The sequence below is a fragment of the Williamsia sp. D3 genome (assembly GCF_000506245.1).
Classification (GTDB): Bacteria; Actinomycetota; Actinomycetes; order Mycobacteriales; family Mycobacteriaceae; genus Williamsia; species Williamsia muralis.
The window spans coordinates 15,465-34,404 of sequence record NZ_AYTE01000016.1 but is presented as its reverse complement, the minus strand read 5'-3'; the positions used below and the strand labels follow the sequence as shown (position 1 = coordinate 34,404).

At 65.1% G+C, this 18,940-nt stretch carries 18 protein-coding genes and 1 pseudogene; 12 read left to right on the top strand and 7 right to left on the bottom strand.

All coding sequences use genetic code 11. The annotated features are described in order from the left end of the window. Nucleotides 1-93: 93 nt before the first annotated feature. From W823_RS40935 to W823_RS40920, 4 genes are all read left to right on the top strand, one after another. Nucleotides 94-798 (top strand): DUF2334 domain-containing protein, encoded by a 705-nt coding sequence (locus W823_RS40935; protein WP_023957405.1) that lies wholly within the window; start codon nucleotides 94-96, stop codon nucleotides 796-798. Between the two features lie 120 nt (nucleotides 799-918). Further along, a complete protein-coding gene (gene purS, locus W823_RS40930; protein WP_030173357.1) occupies nucleotides 919-1,167 on the top strand; it encodes a phosphoribosylformylglycinamidine synthase subunit PurS in 249 nt (82 codons plus the stop codon). Further along, complete coding sequence (gene purQ, locus W823_RS40925; protein WP_023957403.1) at nucleotides 1,164-1,844, top strand: phosphoribosylformylglycinamidine synthase subunit PurQ; 681 nt, start codon at nucleotides 1,164-1,166, stop codon at nucleotides 1,842-1,844. Before purS ends, purQ begins: the two co-directional genes overlap by 4 nt. Before the next feature lie 8 nt (nucleotides 1,845-1,852). Next, complete coding sequence (locus W823_RS40920) at nucleotides 1,853-3,124, top strand: M18 family aminopeptidase (RefSeq protein WP_023957402.1); 1,272 nt, start codon at nucleotides 1,853-1,855, stop codon at nucleotides 3,122-3,124. Nucleotides 3,125-3,209: 85 nt separating this feature from the next. Here the strand turns inward: W823_RS40920 and W823_RS40915 are convergent, their stop codons facing one another. The 3 genes from W823_RS40915 to W823_RS40905 all read right to left on the bottom strand — a co-directional run bounded on the left by W823_RS40915 (nucleotide 3,210) and on the right by W823_RS40905 (nucleotide 6,448). Beyond that, entirely contained in the window at nucleotides 3,210-4,547 is a 1,338-nt protein-coding gene (locus W823_RS40915) for a VOC family protein (protein ID WP_023957401.1), read from the bottom strand. Beyond that, entirely contained in the window at nucleotides 4,544-5,053 is a 510-nt protein-coding gene (locus tag W823_RS40910) for an RNA polymerase sigma factor (RefSeq protein WP_051406485.1), read from the bottom strand. The genes W823_RS40915 and W823_RS40910 overlap by 4 nt, the downstream gene beginning before the upstream one ends. Nucleotides 5,054-5,173: 120 nt before the next feature. Beyond that, the gene (locus W823_RS40905; protein ID WP_161633998.1) at nucleotides 5,174-6,448 is read right to left on the bottom strand and encodes a PQQ-binding-like beta-propeller repeat protein; all 1,275 of its coding nucleotides are present in this window, start codon (nucleotides 6,446-6,448) and stop codon (nucleotides 5,174-5,176) included. A gap of 75 nt (nucleotides 6,449-6,523) precedes the next feature. Between W823_RS40905 and W823_RS40900 the strand changes: the two genes are divergently transcribed. Then, nucleotides 6,524-7,540, top strand: a complete 1,017-nt coding sequence (locus W823_RS40900; protein WP_023957398.1) for a triacylglycerol lipase — start codon at nucleotides 6,524-6,526, stop codon at nucleotides 7,538-7,540. A 16-nt stretch (nucleotides 7,541-7,556) separates the two neighbouring features. On the opposite strand, the gene W823_RS40895 is transcribed toward W823_RS40900, so the two are convergent. Then, a complete protein-coding gene (locus W823_RS40895) occupies nucleotides 7,557-8,483 on the bottom strand; it encodes an AraC family transcriptional regulator (RefSeq protein WP_023957397.1) in 927 nt (308 codons plus the stop codon). A gap of 71 nt (nucleotides 8,484-8,554) precedes the next feature. On the opposite strand from W823_RS40895, the gene W823_RS40890 reads away from it, so the two are divergent. Both W823_RS40890 and W823_RS58785 read left to right on the top strand, forming a co-directional pair. After that, nucleotides 8,555-9,406, top strand: a complete 852-nt coding sequence (locus W823_RS40890; RefSeq protein ID WP_023957396.1) for an NmrA family transcriptional regulator — start codon at nucleotides 8,555-8,557, stop codon at nucleotides 9,404-9,406. Further along, nucleotides 9,403-9,879, top strand: a complete 477-nt coding sequence (locus W823_RS58785; protein ID WP_023957395.1) for a DUF1772 domain-containing protein — start codon at nucleotides 9,403-9,405, stop codon at nucleotides 9,877-9,879. The genes W823_RS40890 and W823_RS58785 overlap by 4 nt, the downstream gene beginning before the upstream one ends. Before the next feature lie 257 nt (nucleotides 9,880-10,136). On the opposite strand, the pseudogene W823_RS59575 reads toward W823_RS58785, so the two are convergent. Continuing rightward, nucleotides 10,137-10,217: pseudogene (locus W823_RS59575) on the bottom strand (transcriptional regulator); the annotation flags it as partial. 154 nt (nucleotides 10,218-10,371) lie between these two features. Here W823_RS59575 and W823_RS40880 point away from each other — a divergent pair. Further along, a complete protein-coding gene (locus W823_RS40880; protein WP_023957394.1) occupies nucleotides 10,372-11,109 on the top strand; it encodes an NAD(P)H-dependent oxidoreductase in 738 nt (245 codons plus the stop codon). A gap of 18 nt (nucleotides 11,110-11,127) precedes the next feature. Here W823_RS40880 and W823_RS40875 read toward each other — a convergent pair whose 3' ends face one another. Next, nucleotides 11,128-11,982 carry an alpha/beta fold hydrolase gene (locus W823_RS40875; RefSeq protein WP_023957393.1) on the bottom strand — a complete coding sequence of 285 codons (855 nt, stop codon included), beginning with the start codon at nucleotides 11,980-11,982 and terminating at the stop codon, nucleotides 11,128-11,130. Between the two features lie 59 nt (nucleotides 11,983-12,041). Between W823_RS40875 and W823_RS40870 the strand changes: the two genes are divergently transcribed. The 3 genes from W823_RS40870 to W823_RS57730 all read left to right on the top strand — a co-directional run bounded on the left by W823_RS40870 (nucleotide 12,042) and on the right by W823_RS57730 (nucleotide 15,843). Next, nucleotides 12,042-12,647, top strand: a complete 606-nt coding sequence (locus tag W823_RS40870; RefSeq protein ID WP_023957392.1) for a TetR/AcrR family transcriptional regulator — start codon at nucleotides 12,042-12,044, stop codon at nucleotides 12,645-12,647. A 283-nt stretch (nucleotides 12,648-12,930) separates the two neighbouring features. Continuing rightward, nucleotides 12,931-15,471, top strand: coding sequence for an ATP-dependent Clp protease ATP-binding subunit (locus W823_RS40865; protein WP_023957391.1), 2,541 nt, complete (start codon nucleotides 12,931-12,933; stop codon nucleotides 15,469-15,471). Between the two features lie 201 nt (nucleotides 15,472-15,672). Next, on the top strand, nucleotides 15,673-15,843 hold the full coding sequence (locus W823_RS57730) for a hypothetical protein (RefSeq protein WP_200866372.1): 171 nt from the start codon (nucleotides 15,673-15,675) through the stop codon (nucleotides 15,841-15,843). Here the strand turns inward: W823_RS57730 and kstR are convergent. Then, nucleotides 15,833-16,486, bottom strand: coding sequence for a cholesterol catabolism transcriptional regulator KstR (gene kstR / locus W823_RS40855; RefSeq protein WP_051406482.1), 654 nt, complete (start codon nucleotides 16,484-16,486; stop codon nucleotides 15,833-15,835). The genes W823_RS57730 and kstR overlap by 11 nt on opposite strands. Nucleotides 16,487-16,721: 235 nt before the next feature. Between kstR and W823_RS40850 the strand changes: the two genes are divergently transcribed. Then, nucleotides 16,722-18,926 carry an acyl-CoA dehydrogenase gene (locus W823_RS40850; protein WP_031332051.1) on the top strand — a complete coding sequence of 735 codons (2,205 nt, stop codon included), beginning with the start codon at nucleotides 16,722-16,724 and terminating at the stop codon, nucleotides 18,924-18,926. Nucleotides 18,927-18,940 lie beyond the last annotated feature (14 nt).

Sequence of the window (18,940 nt, the reverse complement as noted above, 5' to 3'; positions counted from 1 at the left end):
GGGCGTGTGCCGGGACGGTCGCGGGCGCTGATTTTGCGTGTTGTCCACCTGAGGGCAACCGGTTGACCACCTGCGCCCGCAATACTGGGGGCCGTGGCAGGACAACTGATCGTCTCGGTTTCCGGTATCCGTGACACCACCCTTGCGCAGGTCCAGGCCTTCGCCGAGGAGGTGGCCACCCGTGACGTGCCGCTGTCGTTCCTCGCCGCGCCTCGACTCAAGGGCGGATACCGCCTGGCCGAGGATGCCGATACCTGCGCGTGGCTACGCGAACGACGCAGCGGTGACGACGCGATCGTGCTGCACGGGTACAACCAGGTACCCAGCCGCCGCCGGCGAGCCGAGTTCGCCGAACTCGGAGCGCACGAGGCCGGTCTGCGACTGCTCGCCGCCGACAGGATGCTCGAGCAGATCGGGCTACGTACCCGGATCTTCGCCGCGCCCCGATGGAATGCGTCGCCAGGCGCCCGCTCTGCCCTGGCCGGTCGTGGATTCCGTACCAACCTGGGCTTCACCAGCATCGAAGACGTGATGACCGGGACGTCGACCAAGGCGCGAGTCCTCGGTATCGGCGACGGCTTCTCGGCCGAGTCATGGTGGTGCCGGCTCCTCGTCCGCAACACCGTCCGGGTGGCGCGCCGCGGCGGGGTGGTCCGGCTCTCGGTGGCGGCCAAACACCTCGGCGAGCCGGTGACGGGCAAAGCGGTGTTCGACTGCATCGACCTCGCCCTGCTCCACGGAGCGCAGCCGGTCACGTATCGCAACATGACGTCGACCGCGCTGCGACGGGCTGCCTGAGGCAGGAAGTCGACGGCGAGAGTCCCGGGCCAGTTCGAGCCGGGAACCTCCGGGGCCGGTCCATCAAGCGATTGCCGGTAGAGTGACGGCTGAAAACCGCAGCTGAAGAGGAGCGCCCAAGTGGCTCGAGTGGTAGTTGACGTGATGCCCAAAGCCGAGATCCTGGATCCGCAGGGTCAGGCGATCAGCGGCGCGCTGGGTCGATTGGGGTTCGACGGCATCGCCGACGTGCGCCAGGGTAAGCGTTTCGAACTGGAAGTGGACGACTCGGTGGATGACGAAGCGCTCGACCGCATCGCGGCAGAGTTGCTGGCCAACACCGTCATCGAGGACTACTCGGTGACTCGGGTGCAAGAGGCCGCATCGTGACGGCACGCGTGGGGGTCATCACCTTCCCGGGATCGCTCGACGACATTGATGCCGCGCGAGCGGTGCGCCTGGCGGGTGGCGAGCCGGTGGAACTGTGGCACGGCGACGGCGACCTGCAAGGCGTGGACGCCGTTGTGGTTCCTGGCGGCTTCTCTTACGGCGACTACCTGCGCGCCGGCGCGATCGCCAGGTTTGCCCCCGTGATGGGTGCTCTGGTCGAGGCTGCAGGTAAGGGAATGCCGATTCTCGGAATCTGCAACGGCTTTCAGGTGCTGTGCGAAGCCGGGCTGTTGCCGGGGGCACTCACCCGCAACAACGGACTGCATTTCCTGTGTCGCGACCAATGGCTGAAGGTCGAATCGACCGCTTCGTCGTGGAGCAGCCGTTTCGAGCCGGGTGCAGAGATCCTCATCCCGCTCAAATCGGGTGAAGGCCGTTTCGTCGCCTCCGAGGCGGTGCTCGACGAACTCGAAGGTGAAGGCCGCGTGGTGTTCCGTTACGCCGGCGACAACCCGAACGGCTCGATGCGCGACATCGCCGGGATCGCCAGCACGAACGGGCGCGTGGTGGGCCTGATGCCGCATCCCGAACACGCCACCGAAGCGCTGACAGGACCGAGTGACGACGGCCTCGGGTTGTTCTACTCCGCTCTTGACGCAGTGCTCACCACGGCCTGAGCAGAACCATGGTGACCACCTCGGCCGACGCGGCCGGACTGGGTAGGTTCGTCGACGCATCGCCATCGCCGTTCCATGTGTGTGAATCGGTGGCCAAGGCGCTCGAGGCGGCAGGTTTTCGCGAGCTGAGCGAAGAGCATCAGTGGCCGAGCAAACCCGGGCGGCACTACGTGATGCGCGGGGGTTCGATCGTCGCCTGGGACAGCAGCGGACCGGGACGCAGTTTCCGGATCGTCGGGGGTCATACCGACAGTCCCAACCTCCGGGTGAAGCAGAACCCCGGTCTCCGCTCGGCCGGCCTGTCGATGGTGGGGTTGGAGAAGTACGGTGGCGCACTGCTCAATTCGTGGCTCGACCGCGATCTGGGCATATCCGGCCGGCTGGCGATCCGGGACTCCAAAGGGCTCCGGCGCCGGCTGATCAAGATCGACGAACCTGTTCTGCGGGTCCCACAGCTCGCGATACATCTCTCCGAGGACCGGGCCGGTGTGACGCTCGATCCGCAGCGGCACGTCAACGGCATCTGGTCGGTGGGTGAGAGCGGCCCCGGTTTCATGGAATGGATTGCCGCACAGGCAGAGGTGAGCGTGGACCAGCTCCTCGGTTGGGAGTTGATGACCCACGACCTGGCGCCGAGCCGAGTGGTCGGGGTCAGTGACGACCTGCTGAGCGCACCCCGACTGGACAACCAAGGAACCTGCTACGCCGGTACCCGGGCGCTCGTTGATGTTGTCGAAGGTGGTGTCGGACAGTACATTCCCGTGCTTGCCCTGTTCGACCACGAAGAGGTCGGCAGTGGTTCGGATCGGGGCGCCGCGTCAGAATTGCTGCCCACGGTGCTCGAGCGAATCGTGTTGGCGGGCGGTGGTTCTCGTGAGGACTATCTGCGGTCGATGTCGATGAGCGCGTGCGCCTCCGGTGACATGGCCCATGCCACCCATCCCAACTACCCCGAGCGCCACGAACCGGCACATCAGATCTCCATCAACGGAGGACCGGTGCTGAAGGTCAACCAGAACCTGCGTTACGCCAGCGATGCCGAAGGCGAAGCGCTGTTCGCGGTGGCCGCGGAGCAGGCCGGCGTGCCACTGCAGCGCTACGTGCACCGCGCGGACCTGCCATGCGGGTCCACCATCGGCCCGATCACCGCCACCCGAACCGGTTTGACCACCGTTGATGTCGGTGCCCCGCAGCTCGCGATGCACAGCGCCCGCGAGCTGATGGGAACGGCTGACGTGGGAATGTACTCGGCCGCACTGGCTGCGTTCCTGAACCCCTGACGGCCCAGAACCTCCGACTCCGGCCAGATCCTCCGGTTGCAGTCGGAGGATGAAGCCGAAGTCGGAGGGTGTGTGACCGGCGAGATCAGTACTGCGCCAACCAGAACGGGCTGCCCTGGTCGTCGAGGCATTCGGCGGAGATGGCGTAGGACTGCCGTGCGGGGCCTTCGATGACCATGCCGCCGGCCGCGCGAACCCGTTCGACGGCTGTCTCGATGTCGTCGACCACCCACATCGGCACCGACAGCGAATGGTCCTGTCCGCCGGCGACGCCCGTCATCGGGTGGCCGTCATCGACCTCCCACCCGTCGTCGATTCTGCCTGCGGTGAAACTCCAGCCCAGCACCCGACCGTAGAAGTCGCGCCACCGAGAACTGTCCGAGGTGTAATGGGTCATGTACGTCAGTTCGCCATGACCTGTGCCGTTCACCGGAGGACGCGGATCATCGCCGTTCGGCCGGTAGACGGCAAACCGTACCCCCTGGTTGTCGACGGCGTCGAGCAGATCACCGAAGGGGAGCTGTTGCACCTCGCCGGTGGAACCGCCGGCGGCGGCGATGTCTGCCCGGGCCTTGTCCAGGTCCTCAACGGCGTACGCGCACAGCATCGTCGGATCACCGGGAACAGAGAAGATGCCCAACCGTTGCGCGAGGTTGGTGACCTGACCTGTCTCGGAGTCGAACTCCCAGCCCAGGACCGAGTTGTAGAAGCGGGCGGCCCGATCGACGTCGGTGGTCCACAGCGTGCAGTAGCCGAGATCGCCACGTCGGATCCCCTCTGCCGGGTTCGGTTCCCCGGCAGTGGACGAAGAGGGTCCCGTCAGCATCCAGCGGTGACCGAACGGGTCGATGATCGACCCGGTCCGTGATCCGTACCCTTCGTACGGTTCGCGCTGCACGGTTGCACCACCGTCGGCTGCCCGGCGCACCGCGACATCGGTGTCGGGTACCGGCAACATCAGCGAGACCGAGACGGATTGTGGCGCAGGCGCCTTGAGTCCGAGCTCGGCGAACTCGCCGGCAAGGTAGATGACCCCGCCGCCGATCAGGAGTTCGGCGTGGCCGATCTTCCCGTCGTCCATCACGATCGGCTCACCACGCAGCTGCGCGCCGAGATGCTCGACGTACCACTCGATGGCTGCGCCGGGATCGGCGACGGTGAGGTAGGGCAGCGCGCCGGGGCGCTCGACGACCGAGGGCGTAGCAGGACTGCGAGATTCGGAAGCACTGACTGACTTGCCGGTACCGACTGACTTCGCGGCATCGGCTGATTCGGGCAGGACATCTGTGGACATGGTCACTCCTTCGGGTAGGTCCAGTCCCCGTTCGAGCCGCGTTCGCAGCCGGCGCGCGAAGGCGGGGTCGGGCGCGACCGGAACATCGTCTGCGGCCAGTGCGGTGAACGGGTCGAAGTCTGGGTTCATGACCGGCCTCCTCTCGGTCGCAGCGACGTGGGACTGGGATCGTTGGTGTCGGGATAGGCCGTGCGGAAGGCCCGCTTGGCCCGGGTGAGCAACGCCTCGGTGGCCGCGACGGTGCGGCCCAACAGCTCCGCGCATTGACTGACCGTGCAGTCGTCGACGTACCGCAGGGTCAGCACTGCCCGGTGCGTGGTCGACAACTGGGCAAGGGTGTACTCGGCCACCAACCGGTCCAGGTGGACGTCCCATTCGTCGTCGGCGGGATCGTCGCGCACCTCGTCGACGGGTGTCGGGGTGCGTTGCATGCGACGCCAGTGGTCTGCCAGTTTGTGTCTGGCGATGCCGATGAGCCATGGAATGGACGGTTCGGGAGCGTCCACACCACGTGCGCTGTCCATCGCGGCCAGAAACGTTTCCGACGCGAGATCTTCGGCCACACTGGTGTCACGTGTTCGCCGCAGCAGGTACCCGTACACGGCCGGCAGCGCTTCGTCGTACAGGTCGAGCAGAGTTCGCCCGGCCGACGGTGGTCCACCGTCCGGCCGATTCGATGTGCTCCCCGCTGTGCCGCTCACATCCTCATAGTCGTCCCGGCGGGGCGTTTTCCGACGGCCTCTGGCGAAACTTTTTTACGACGGGGCCAGGAGCGAGAGGGTGGTGCCCTCCTCGAGCACGAGATATCCGTCGACGATGGCGGCTTGCCCACCGACTATCGACCGCTGCCAGGCAACGGATCCGTCACCGATGTTGAACGCTGTGAGCTCACCCGCGTTGCCGAACACTGCGGTGTCCTCGCCCTGGCCGACGCACGTGAGGTAGTCGATGTTGGTACCAGGCTGTCCCGGCTCGGGGCGCGGGACCTCGCCCACCTTCTCCCCGGTCCGCAGGTCGAGGATCGACCGACTTCCGTCCTTGCGGGCGAAAGCGACCACGGAGCCGCACGGCCGCGAGGCCACCTTCGACAGCTCGGGATCGGTGACCTGCCACAGTTTGTCCTTCTGGGCGGGGTCGAAGACCGAGTAGGCGCCCTGGGTCTGCATGACCTGTCCCGGGCCGGACCCGGTGGTCACAGCGAGGACTGCCGGTCCCGACACCAGCTGTTGTCCCTCGTTCACGGAGGTCCGGGTGCCGCCACGCGTGTAGAACTCGACGCGAGGGGATCGGGCATCGGTGAACTGCAGGGCCACGCCGGTGGGATAGATGCGCAGATCGCACGACGCGCAACCGAACTTGTCGGCCCCTGTCGCCGGATCGATGACGTGCTTGGAACCGTCCGACGCGCTGATCACCACGAGTTCGCCGTCGACCTCTGTTTTCGCCGCCGCCGCAAAAGAACGGGCCCAGAGCTGTGTGCCGTCGGGCTTGTTACGGGTGACCTGATAGCCGGACCCGTTGACCCGGAGGAAGTCCGGCCCCACACCTGTTACCGACTGAGTGTCGTTGTCGGACGAGAAATCCCGCAGTTGGCCGGTTGCCAGGTCTGCGAGATAGAACCCGTCTGGCTGGTCCGCCAGATTCAGGGCGCATCCCACCTCGCCGCTGCCGTTGATCGCGCAAGAACCCAGCCCGGCGTCGATCGGCGTATCCCACAACTGTTCACCGGTGCGGTGGTCGATTGCCGAATAGGTGTTGCCGAGCCCCGACGGATAGGCCACCAACCAGACGTCACCGAATGTGCCCACCACTTCCGGGGTGTCGCCCTCCCCGTAGGTTTGCATGCTGGTGAGGTCGAGGCTCCACCGCTCTTCTGGTGAGTTCGGGTACGGACGGAGCTGACCGTTGCCGTACGCCGTGGCGTCAGCGGTCGGGTTGACCGAGAACACCAGACCGACGGACACAACCATCGCAACGGACAGCAGAAACACAACGGATCCGATTCCGGGCATGGATCGGCGTGTGAGCATGTGGTCCATCCAATCACGACACCCATACCGACCAGGGTGAACATCGGCCTACGACACACCCTTTAACCTGGACACATGCCCAACAATGCGATCGGTCGCCTCCTGGGCGACGCGATGACGGTGCCGCTACGCGTGGGTGGGATGCTGCGGGGCCGTGCGCAACCCAAGGCCGGCGCTCTGAACGGGCTCGCAGGCGTGTCGAATCCCGCCGCGGCCGCCACTGCGCAGGAACGCAAGGTCGCCTACAACTTCTTCTCCGGTATCCCGTACGAACTCCGAAATCCGGGCGGTCACCTTCCCGGTGCGAACGACTGGGACAAGCCGCTGAGCCGCGACCATCCGAATCCGGTGGTCCTGGTCCACGGCACCGGTGGTGGGGCGCAGACCAATTGGGGCACCTACGTCCCGCTGTTGCTCAACGAGGGTTTCTCCGTTTTCTCGCTGACCTACGGCGCGATCAAGGGTGTGCCGTGGCCGCTGTCGGCAATCGGCGGAATGGCGAGGATGGAGGACAGTGCAGCCGAGTTCGGGGAGTTCGTGGACAAGATCCTCGATTCCACCGGCGCCGACAAGGTCGATGTCGTCGGACATTCACAGGGGACGCTGATGCCCAGCTACTGGGCGAAGTTCCTCGGCGGACACGACAAGATTCGCAAGTATGTGTCCATCGCTCCGTTGTGGCAGGGGACGTCCGCCTTCCAAGGTGTGCTGCAACGAATCAATCTGCCGCTCGGCCTTGATCCGACAAAGGTCCTGCCCTGCTATTCGGCGCCGCAGATGATGGCAGGGTCGGATTTCATCTCGAAGATCAGCGCTGACGGCGGACCGTATCTACCCGGTATCGACTACATCAACATCTCCACGAAGTACGACGAGTTCGTGGTGCCGTACAGCAGCGGCCAGCTCCCTGGCGGTGAAGACAGATCGGTCACGAACATCGTTGTGCAAGAGAATTGTTCACATGATTACAGCGATCACCTTGCGATATGCGGCTCGCAGCGGGCGGCGCTGTACGTCCTCAACTCGCTCGACGATCAAAGGGACGCACGAGACGTTCCGTGTATGTTCGTGCCGCCCTTCTTCGGATCATGACAGCCACCGGAGCTGATCACCCGGCCAGCGATCTGCGGTAGTCGCGCGGGCTCATTCCACGAACGCGTTTGAACGCGGCGCTCAGCGCAAAAGCGCTGCCGTATCCGACCTCTCGGGCAACCGCCTCGAGAGTGTGATCGCCCGATGCGAGTAGATCGGCCGCCATGGACAGCCGCCACGTCGTCAGATAGGTCATCGGTGGTTCCCCGACGAGGTCGTTGAACCGCCGCGCGAGTGCTGCGCGGGATACAGCGCATCGGCGGGCCAGGTCGGACACCGTCCAGGGATGCTCCGGATTGTGGTGGATCAAGGAGAGCGCCTGGCCCACCACCGGATCCGATTCCGCCGCGATCCACGTCGGCCCCGCCGATTCAGGCCTCGAGAACCATGCTCGCAGGGTGTCGATGAGCAGGAGGTCGAGGAGGCGGTCCAGCATCACTTCCTGGCCCGGTGCTCGCCGCGTCATCTCGGCTGCGAGGAGCGCCGTCAGCGCGGCGTTGCCCCGCACCGTGATCAGCCGGGGGAGTGCGGCAAGTAGTCGAGCCGAGACCTCTCCCGTCGCGCCGTAAGTCCCCACGAGTGACACCGAATCGCCGGCGGCGTCATTGCCCCATGTGCGAACACCGAGATTCATCTCATCGACCAGATCGGTACCGTCGGCGCGGACGCATCGCTGGCCCGGTTGGATGAACGCGGCCGGCGGCGCCTCCACGTCGCCGTAGGCGTACGGGTCGGGGCCGCGGACGACCGCGACATCGCCTGGATGCATCGACGTGGTCTCGCCGTCGTCGAAGCGCACCGCGGCGGTACCGCTGACCGCCACCACCACGGTCAGAGGCGCTTCGTCTTCGATTCGCACCGACCACGGCGGTGTCATCACCACCCGCAACAGAAAGGCATCGGCGGCGCGAGGACCGTTGAGCACACTTCCGAGCGCATCCATTGGACGATTACACATGAAAGTGAGCGTTCAAGCCATGGAAAGGCTCAACGTCGAGGGCTGTACTCGGATGTATGACAACCACAACGCACACCCAACGTCCAGTTCTCATCATCGGCGCCGCCGGCAAGACCGGTCGGCGGGTGGCCGGCCACCTATCCGGCCTCGGAGTACCGACCCGACTGGCGAGCCGCTCCGGTGCGACCAGATTCGACTGGACCGATCGCACGACCTGGAGGCCCGCACTCGATGGCGCCGGTGCCGTGTACATCACCTACCAGCCGGACCTCATCGTCGAACGTTCTGCCGATGATCTCAGGGTGTTTGTCGAGGTCGCACGAGATGCGAACGTCGACAAGCTGGTCCTGCTGTCGGGCCGTGGAGAGCCCGAGGCACGCGCATGCGAAGAGATTGTGCTGCACTCGGGCATGGTGTCAACGGTGTTGCGCTGCAGTTGGTTCGCACAGAACTTCTCCGAATCATTTCTGGCGGACGGGGTGCGTGAAGGAGCGGTGGTGCTGCCTGTGGACGCAGTGGGGGAGCCGTTCATCGATGCCGACGACATTGCCGACGCTGCGGTGACGGCGCTGACGAAGTCAGGTCACGACGGGAGGGTGTACGAGTTGACCGGCCCCAGGCTCCTGACATTCGCCGATGCCACGGCCCAGATCGCGGCGGCTGCGAATCGTGAGATCGACTATGTGACAGTGTCTCTGGAAGACTACCGGGCGGGAATGGCAGAAGCTGGTGTGCCAGACGACTACGCCGACATGGTGATCTCGTTGTTCGGGACCCTCTTCGATGGGAGGAATGCAACCATCACTGACGGGGTGCGTGAACTGCTGGGCCGTGCGCCCACGGATTTTGCCGACTTCATCGAGAAGTCGGTTGCCGAGGGCGCCTGGTTCGACGGAGCTCAGGCATGACTGCGTTACGCGAGTCGCTCCTCATCGCAGCGGTCCTGGCCGTCGGTCTGATCGCAGGACTGTTCTGCGCCTTCGCTTATGCGGTGATGCCAGGACTGGCTCAGACAGACGATCGGGTCTTCGTCTCCTCGATGCAACGCATCAACGTGGTGATCGTCAATCCACTGTTCCTGCTCCTCTTCTTCGGCGGTCTGGTGTTCACCACCGCGGCGGCAGTGTTCTACCGCGGCGAGCCGATCTTCTGGTGGATCGTCGCCGGGGCGGTGACCTACGCGGTCGGGTTGCTGATCACAATGGTGTTCAACATCCCCTTGAACAACGACTTGGCCGCCATCGGTGGACCTTCGAGCATCACCGATCCGGCAGCAGCCAGAGCAGCCTTCGAAAACGTCTGGGTGCGCTGGAATCTCGTTCGCGCGGTGGTGCACACGGTGGCGTTCGCCGTCCTCCTCGCAGGCCTGGTGACCAGGTGAGATTTGACCCGCTTGTCGTCGTGCCGTTCCGGATCCACGCCGCGAGGCCGTGGATCAGGCGGGGGCCTCGGACTCGGAAGGTGCACTGACCTGATCCAGGTAGCTCGCCCCCCCAATCGTTGAGTGCGCGGACCATCGGTGCCAGGGTCTCGCCGAGCGGAGTCAACGAGTATTCGACCTTGGGGGGGTACCTGGGAGTACACGGTGCGCAGCACGATGCCGTCGGCCTCCAACTCGCGAAGCTGCCGGGCGAGCACCCGAGGGGTGACGGAGCCGACGGCCCTGCCCAATTCGCCGAACCGCAGGGTGCCCTCGGTCAGGTGCTTGACGATGGTCATCTTCCACGACCCGCCCAGAACGGCAACGGCCACCTCGACGGGGCAGACCTCCGCTGCCTTCCTGATCGCTTCACGCATGACACTATCCATTCAGTCCCTATGGACAAGATTGTGCGTACTGTTCGCTGCGGACCTTTGGCTGCACACTAAGTCCGTGGCAGAGAACAACGCAACCAAAATCCTGTGGGTCCACGGACATCCCGAGTCCGACTCGCTGAATCATCAGCTGATGGAAACCGCGTCCCGGAACCTGCGCTGCCGTGCGGAGGTCACCGTGGTCGACCTGTACGAACTCGGCTGGAATCCGGTCCTGAATTCGGCAGAGCTCTCCGGGACCGGTGGCCCAGCGCCCGAAGTGGTTGCGCAGCAGCACCTCCTGCGCGACGCCGATCTGCTCATCATCCAATTCCCACTCTGGTGGCATGGAATGCCCGCCATCGTCAAGGGCTGGTTCGACCGCGTTTTCTCCCACGGTTTCGCGTACGGGATCAAACACCCCGAGACCGGTCGAACGTTGAAGTACGGCGGCGGAGGCCTGGCCGGACGCAGAGCGCTCACGATCGTCACCGCCGGTGATCGGCAATCGTCGTTCGACCCTCGAGGGATCAACGGCGATATCGAATTACTGCTGTTTCCGTTGCTTCACGGAACTCTGTGGTACTCAGGCATATCCGCGTTGAAGCCTCACCTCATCGCCGGAACGGACGTACCCGGTTGGAGTGACGCCGACGACGAGTGCCGGCGATTGCTCGACCGACTCGACACCATCTTCGACGAGGAGCCGATTCGCTACCGGGCGTTGGAGTCTGGCGACTACTGGCCCGACAGGACACTTGCACCCGAGCATGCGTGGGCGTCCGAGGGACTCGCCATGCACATCCGTGCCGATTGAGTCCGTCGGAGGGAAGCCTCAGCTGGACGATGGTGCCGATGCCGAGATCTTCTCCACTGCACGCACCACTGCATCGGGTTCATCAAGGGATACGAACGTTCTGGCGTCCCGCACCTCGGTGAACGTCGCGTTCGGGAACTGCGCGGCGAGCCGCCGCCCGAGCGCTGGTTTGAAGCACTTGTCCTTCATCCCCCACACAACGGACACCGGCTTGTCGAAGGTGCCGAGGCGGCGCGTCACCTGGTCGAGCTCGGCAGGCTTGATCGTGCGCGCCAACGCAGCCAGATCGGTTCGCACCGCGTCGGATTCACGCGCCGGCGTCAGCCATGACCTGGTCAATTCCGGATCGGGGCGGTTCGCAAGGAGCCCGAATCCGATGGCGGAGTGCCGTATCGCAGTCGCCGAGAGTGCAACGGCGAAAGGTTTGAGGATCGGCTTGAACCTGCCGAGGGCAAACAGAGCATTGAACGGGAAAGGCGGAAACGTATCGAAGGCATCGCAATTGGTCAGTACGAGCCTGCCGACGAACTCGGGATGTGCGTCGATCGCGAACTGGCACAGCGCTCCACCGGTGTCGTTGCCGACAAGAGTGACGTCGTCGAGACGGAGGGCGGCAGCGAAGTCCCGGATCATCGTTGCGAGTCCGCGCGGGGACAGGTCGGCGGTTGGGCCTGCAGGTATCCGTTGAGAGCCCAGCGGCAGTGTCGGCAAGATGCAGCGGTATCCCCGCGCCGCGAGCGAGTCGGCGGCCGTATCCCAGAGGCGGCCGTCGACCAGCGCGCCATGAACGAACAGCACCGGGGGGTGGGGTGAATCCACTGGACCGACGGCCCGGTATTCGAGTGTGCCGTGATTCAGCTCGATGGTCTCCATGGCGGTACCCTTCTGTGGCTATTTACGTACACCTAGCATGGAAGTTACATACAAGCTGCATGGAAGTCAATCGTCGTACTCAAGCCGAGCGCACCGCCGCGACGCGGGCTGCGCTGATCGCGGCCGGGCGCACCCTGTTCGCCGAGCACGGATTCAGCGGAGTCGGCACGCAGGCGATCGTCGCGCAGGCCGGCGTCACCCGAGGTGCGCTCTATCACCAGTTCGCAGACAAGGACGAATTGTTCGTCGCAGTCTTCGAACAGGTGGAGGAAGAGGTGATGGGCAAGGTCACCGAGGCCGTCGTCGCGGCTGGGGTCGATGGCCCACTCGAGGCGATGGAGGTGGGCGTCCGGGAATGGTTGGAGTTGTGCGCCGACCCCGAGGTGCACCGGATCATCCTGCTCGAGGCCCCGGTTGTACTCGGCTGGGAAGCGTGGCGTGAGGCAGGCGCCCGCTACGCGATGGGACTGATCGAGTCGCTGATCGAACAGGCGATCGCCGATGGCACTGCGCCGGCGCAACCGGTACGGCCTCTCGCACATGCGATGATCGGCGCAGTGGACGAGGCGGCGATGTATGTGGCGAGGTCTGCCGAGCCAGAGAAAGCCCGAGTCGAGATGCTCGATGTCGCCCGTAGACTGATTCGCGCCATCACGATCGAATGAGCGAACGCGTTCGCTGACGGCGTATCCCCAGCGCAAACACCCTTGCAAGCTGGGACGTTGACCATTTGTGACCCCCGATCAAGGGGTGCCATCCGAGGGCTCGGCGACACATCTGCGGTGCCGGTGACCTGCGGCCATTACAGTGGGAGCAAGGCTGTTGCAGGTGAGCTATCGGTTCATCGTCGACACTGCCAACCCTGGGAAGACCGGAGCCTGTCGACCAGACACACTGGGAGACGAAGCCGAAGGCCGAGCTCGACCCATAGAAACGTAAGGGAGAACAATGTTCGAACGGTTCACCGACCGCGCTCGCCGGGTTGTCGTCCTGGCCCAAGAAGAAGCGCGGATGCTCAATCACAACTACATCGGCACCGAGCACATCCTGCTGGGTCTGATCCACGAGGGTGAAGGCGTCGCCGCCAAGTCGCTCGAGTCGCTGGGTATCTCCCTCGAAGGCGTCCGCAGCCAGGTCGAGGAGATCATCGGCCAGGGCCAGCAGGCTCCCTCCGGCCACATCCCCTTCACCCCGCGCGCCAAGAAGGTCCTCGAGCTGTCGCTGCGCGAAGCACTGCAGCTCGGCCACAACTACATCGGCACCGAGCACATCCTGCTCGGCCTCATCCGCGAGGGTGAAGGCGTTGCCGCCCAGGTTCTGGTCAAGCTCGGCGCCGATCTCAACAGGGTCCGTCAGCAGGTCATCCAGCTGCTGTCGGGCTACCAGGGCAAGGAGCCGCAGGAAGCGGGCACCGGTGGCCGCAGCACCGAGGCGGGCACACCGTCCACCTCCCTGGTGCTCGACCAGTTCGGCCGCAACCTGACCGCCGCTGCCGCCGAGGCCAAACTCGACCCGGTGATCGGGCGCGAGAAGGAAATCGAGCGCGTGATGCAGGTGCTCAGCCGCCGCACCAAGAACAACCCGGTGCTCATCGGCGAGCCCGGTGTCGGTAAGACCGCCGTCGTCGAGGGCCTGGCACAGGCCATCGTCAACGGCAACGTCCCCGAGACGCTCAAGGACAAGCAGCTCTACACCCTCGACCTCGGGTCGCTGGTTGCCGGCAGCCGGTACCGCGGTGACTTCGAAGAGCGACTGAAGAAGGTCCTCAAGGAGATCAACACCCGCGGCGACATCATCCTGTTCATCGACGAGCTGCACACGCTCGTCGGCGCGGGCGCCGCTGAAGGTGCCATCGACGCGGCCAGCATCCTCAAGCCCAAGCTGGCTCGCGGCGAGCTGCAGACGATCGGTGCCACCACCCTCGACGAGTACCGCAAGTACATCGAGAAGGATGCCGCCCTCGAACGCCGCTTCCAGCCGGTGCAGGTCGGCGAGCCCAGCGTGGAGCACACCATCCAGATCCTCAAGGGTTTGCGTGACCGCTACGAGTCGCACCACCGCGTCTCGATCACCGACGGTGCGTTGGTCGCCGCCGCCACCCTGGCCGACCGGTACATCAACGACCGCTTCCTGCCGGACAAGGCGATCGACCTGATCGACGAGGCCGGCGCCCGGATGCGCATCCGCCGGATGACCGCGCCGCCAGACCTGCGCGACTTCGACGACAGGATCGCCGACGCCCGCAAGGAGAAGGAATCTGCGATCGATGCGCAGGACTTCGAGAAGGCCGCAAGTCTGCGCGACAAGGAGAAGCAGCTCGTCACCGAGCGCGCCGAACGTGAAAAGCAGTGGCGCAGTGGCGACATGGACATCGTTGCCGAGGTCGATGACAACGAGATCGCCGAGGTTCTCGGCAACTGGACCGGCATCCCCGTGTTCAAGCTGACCGAGGAAGAGACCACCCGTCTGCTGCGGATGGAAGATGAGCTGCACAAGCGGATCATCGGCCAGACCGAGGCGGTCAAGGCGGTGTCCAAGGCGATCCGCCGTACCCGCGCCGGTCTGAAGGACCCCAAGCGCCCGTCCGGTTCGTTCATCTTCGCCGGCCCGTCCGGTGTCGGTAAGACCGAGCTGTCCAAGGCGCTGGCCAACTTCCTGTTCGGCGAGGACGACGCGCTCATCCAGATCGACATGGGCGAGTTCCACGACCGCTTCACCGCGTCGCGGCTCTTCGGTGCTCCTCCCGGTTACGTCGGCTACGAAGAGGGCGGCCAGCTCACCGAGAAGGTGCGCCGCAAGCCGTTCTCGGTGGTGCTGTTCGACGAGATCGAGAAGGCCCACCAGGAGATCTACAACACGCTTCTGCAGGTCCTCGAGGACGGCCGTCTCACCGACGGTCAGGGTCGTACGGTCGACTTCAAGAACACCGTGCTGATCTTCACCTCGAACCTCGGTACCGGCGACATTTCCAAGGCCGTGGGCCTGGGCTTTTCGCAGTCGAATGCCGAGGGCTCGAACTACGAGCGGATGAAGCAGAAGGTCAACGACGAGCTGAAGAAGCACTTCCGGCCTGAGTTCCTCAACCGTATCGACGACGTTATCGTGTTCCACCAGCTCACCCGCGACGAGATCATCAAGATGGTCGACCTGATGATCGCCCGCGTGGAAACCCAGCTGCGGAACAAGGACATGGCACTGGAGCTGACCGAGAAGGCCAAGAGCCTGCTCGCCAAGCGTGGATTCGATCCCGTGCTCGGTGCCCGTCCGCTGCGTCGCACGATCCAGCGCGAGATCGAGGACCAGCTCTCGGAGAAGATCCTCTTCAACGAGATCGGTGCCGGCGAGATCGTCCTGGTCGACGTGGAGAACTGGGACGGCGAGGGCGAAGGCGAAGACGCCAAGTTCACCTTCGTCGGGTCGAAGAAGCCGATTGCTCTGCCGGACACCCCGGTCGAGCTGGCCAAGACCGGTGAATCCACCGACAGCTAGTCATGACAGCCGAAAGGGGCGCAACCACGAAAGTGGTTGCGCCCCTTTTTGTTGCTCAGACGCGGCGGCCAACCCTTGATCGTGCCGATACTGCCGTTGAGCGGGCCTTTGTTCGGATCGAGCGGGCTTCGGCACCGGTCGACGAGATCTGAGAGCGGCTCGATAGGCATTTTCGGCACGGTCAAAGGGATTATCGGCCCGGTGGGCGGAAACATTGGCACGGTCAACGGGATTATGGGCCCGGTGGGCGGAAACTTCGGCACGGTCAACGGGATTATGGGCCCGGTGGGCGGAAACTTCGGCACGGTCAACGGGATTATGGGCCCGGTGAGCGGACTTTTCGGCCCGGTGGGTTTGTGGGTCAGTCCCTGATCTCGGGTTCCTGATCGCGGCCGGCGAGCAGCAGCGTGATGGTGAGTTCCAGACGGTTGGTGACGTCGGTCGCGGACGCGCGGCGGGTCAGCCACTGCACCAGGTTCGACATCCACACGTCGGAGACCACACGGGCGATCTTGAGATCGAGATCGGTGGGCTCACCTTCGACCATCGCGTTGGCCAGCAGGCGGTCGATGATGTTCGCGACCTTGTCGACTTCGGCCGACGCCGAGGCGTCCGCGAACATGAACGCCCGCGTCATCGCCTCAGTGAGCAAGGGATCGCGTTGCATTGCCATGGTGATCATGTCGAGCACGTGGCGCAGGCGCTCGAGTGACGTGGTACCGCGCAGCCGTGACTTGTCCGCGCGACTCTCGACTGCCTCGAACTCGCGCGCGAGTGCGGTCACCAGCAGGTGCACCTTGGAGGGGAAGTAGCGGTAGAGAGTTCCCACGGCCACATCGGCACGGTCGGCAACGGCTCGCATCTGTACGGCGTCATAGCCGCCCTTGGAGGCCAGGGCCAGCGTCGCGTCGAGGATGCGTCGACGTCGTTCGCGTTGTGCATTCGACCCGAGGTCGACCTCCGAGCCGACGGCGGCATTACTCGCCGGGGTTCCGGTCGGGATCGGGCTTGCCATCGAGGTCCCACTTTCGTTCAGGTCGACTTCTCGCGTCGGTCGGTCACGTAGGTCATCTGGCAACGACACCTTTGCGATGTCGAAACCGACCAAGTACACGGTAATCGCTCATGCCGGAAAAGCGACTTCTCCGACTTCGCGACACGGGCCCCTTCATTCTGCCCCCTGGGACGTGCAATATTAGAACAGGTTCTACTACGCACCGACAATCCCGAGCAGGCAGGATCCGATCTCCGTGACCATTGCTTCCACCCCAGAACATACCGCCGTCGCCGACGCAATTGGTCAATGGTCCAAAAAGGTGTCGGTCATCACCTCGGTCCGGCGTGGCGACGCCGAGGCGAACGGCACCGGCGAAGCCTGGCCTGCGCTGTTCCCGGACTTGGCCGAGCTCGGTGTGTTCGGCGCTGCTGTCCCGGAGCACTGCGGCGGCATGGATGCCCAGTTCGCCGACCTCGCCGTCATGCTCGAGCAGACGGGCTACGACCTGGTGCCCGGACCTGTCGCCGCGACCGCCGTCAGTGCCCTGTTGTCGGCCGTGTCCGGGGCCCCGAACGAGAACGCGTTACTCGCGCAGCTGATCGCCGGTGAGGTGGGCGCCGCGGTGGCCACGTCGGTGCTGTCCGGCGGTCAGGCGCCCACCGCCCACGAACCGCGCCGGGGCGTCCTGTCGGCGAGCGGCGAGCTCGGGTTGGTCGCCGGATACGTACCCGGGGCGGCGTTGCTCGCCCCGATCGACATCGCCGGAAGCCACCGCTGGGTGCTGCTCGAACCGGGAACCGACGGCATCATCGCCGATTCGGTTGACGCCCTGGACTTCTCGATGGAGCTGGCGAAGGTGCGATTGGACGAGGTGGTGATCCCCACGCGCGACGTGCTGCACCTGTCGGACACCTACGTGCGAGCCACCCTCATCGCAGCCATCGCCGCCCAGGCCTCAGGAGTCGCACGCTGGACTCTCGACACCGCGGTCGAGTACGCCAAGGTGCGCGAGCAGTTCGGTGCGCCGATCGGCAGCTTTCAGGCGGTCAAGCACATCTGTGCCGAGATGCTCTGCCGCAGCGAGCAGGTCAGTGCGGCCGCCTGGGATCTGGCCGGAGCGATCGACGACCTCACCGAAGCCGAGGGTGACGAGCGGACGAGCGCCGCGCAGCAGGTGGAGATCAGTGCGGCCGTGGCTGCGGCGACGGTCTCCGATCTCACCGTCGACAACGCCAAGGACTGCATCCAGATCCTCGGTGGTATCGGATTCACCTTCGAGCACGACGCGCATCTGTACCTGCGCAGGGCTCTGGCGTGGCAGGCGCAGCTGGGCGGCGCGGCCACCTGGCGCGCGCGGGTGGCGGAGTTGAATCGGCAAGGTGTCCGCCGGGTGCATCGGCTGGACCTCGGTGATGCCGAGAAACGCCGGGCGCAGGTCCGCGCCGACGTCGACTCCATCGCTGCCGCCGACGACCAGCGGCATGCGCTCGCCGAATCGGGGTACCTCACGCCGCATTGGCCGGAGCCGTATGGACTGGCGGCAGAACCGGCGCAGCAGGTGCTGATCGATCAGGAACTCGACCGCGCCGGTGTTCGCCGCCCAGATCTCGTGATCGCGGGATGGGCGATCCCGACCATCCTCCAGTACGGCACCGACGAGCAGCGTGAGCGATTCGTCGGCGCCACCCTCGACGGCGACATCATCTGGTGCCAGCTGTTCTCCGAGCCCGGCGCGGGTTCTGACCTCGCGGCCCTGCGCACGAAGGCCACCAAGGTCGACGGCGGTTGGAAACTGCAGGGGCAGAAGGTCTGGACCTCTCACGCACATACGGCCGACTGGGCGATCTGCTTGGCGCGCACCGACCCGGAAGCACCGAAGCACAAGGGCATCACCTACTTCCTCGTCGACATGAAGTCCGAGGGCATCGAAACCCGGCCGCTCCGAGAGATCACCGGGCGAGCGCTGTTCAACGAGGTGTTCCTCGACGACGTGTTCGTGCCCGACGACTGCGTGGTGGGGGAACTGAACAACGGCTGGCGGCTGGCCCGCACCACGCTCGCCAACGAACGGGTTGCGATGGGCGGTTCGGCCCTCGGCAAGGAGATGGAGGCACTGCTCGCACAGATCGAGGGGCGCCGGCTCGACGCGGTCGAGTGTGCCGAACTGGGCGAGCTGATCGTGCAGGCCCAGCTAGGTCAAGTTCTCGATCTGCGCGCGGTCCTCGGGTCGATCAACGGCACCGACCCCGGAGCCGCCTCGAGCGTGCGCAAACTGATCGGTGTCCGGCACCGGCAGGCGGTGCCGGAGTTCGGCCAGCGACTACGTGGGCTGGACGGTCTGGAGTACTCGGAGATGGCTGACGAGTTCCTGCTCAATCGGTGCCTGTCGATCGCCGGCGGCACGACGCAGATACTTGCGACCGCGGCCGCCGAACGCCTGCTGGGACTGCCGCGCTGAGTGCTGGACCGGGT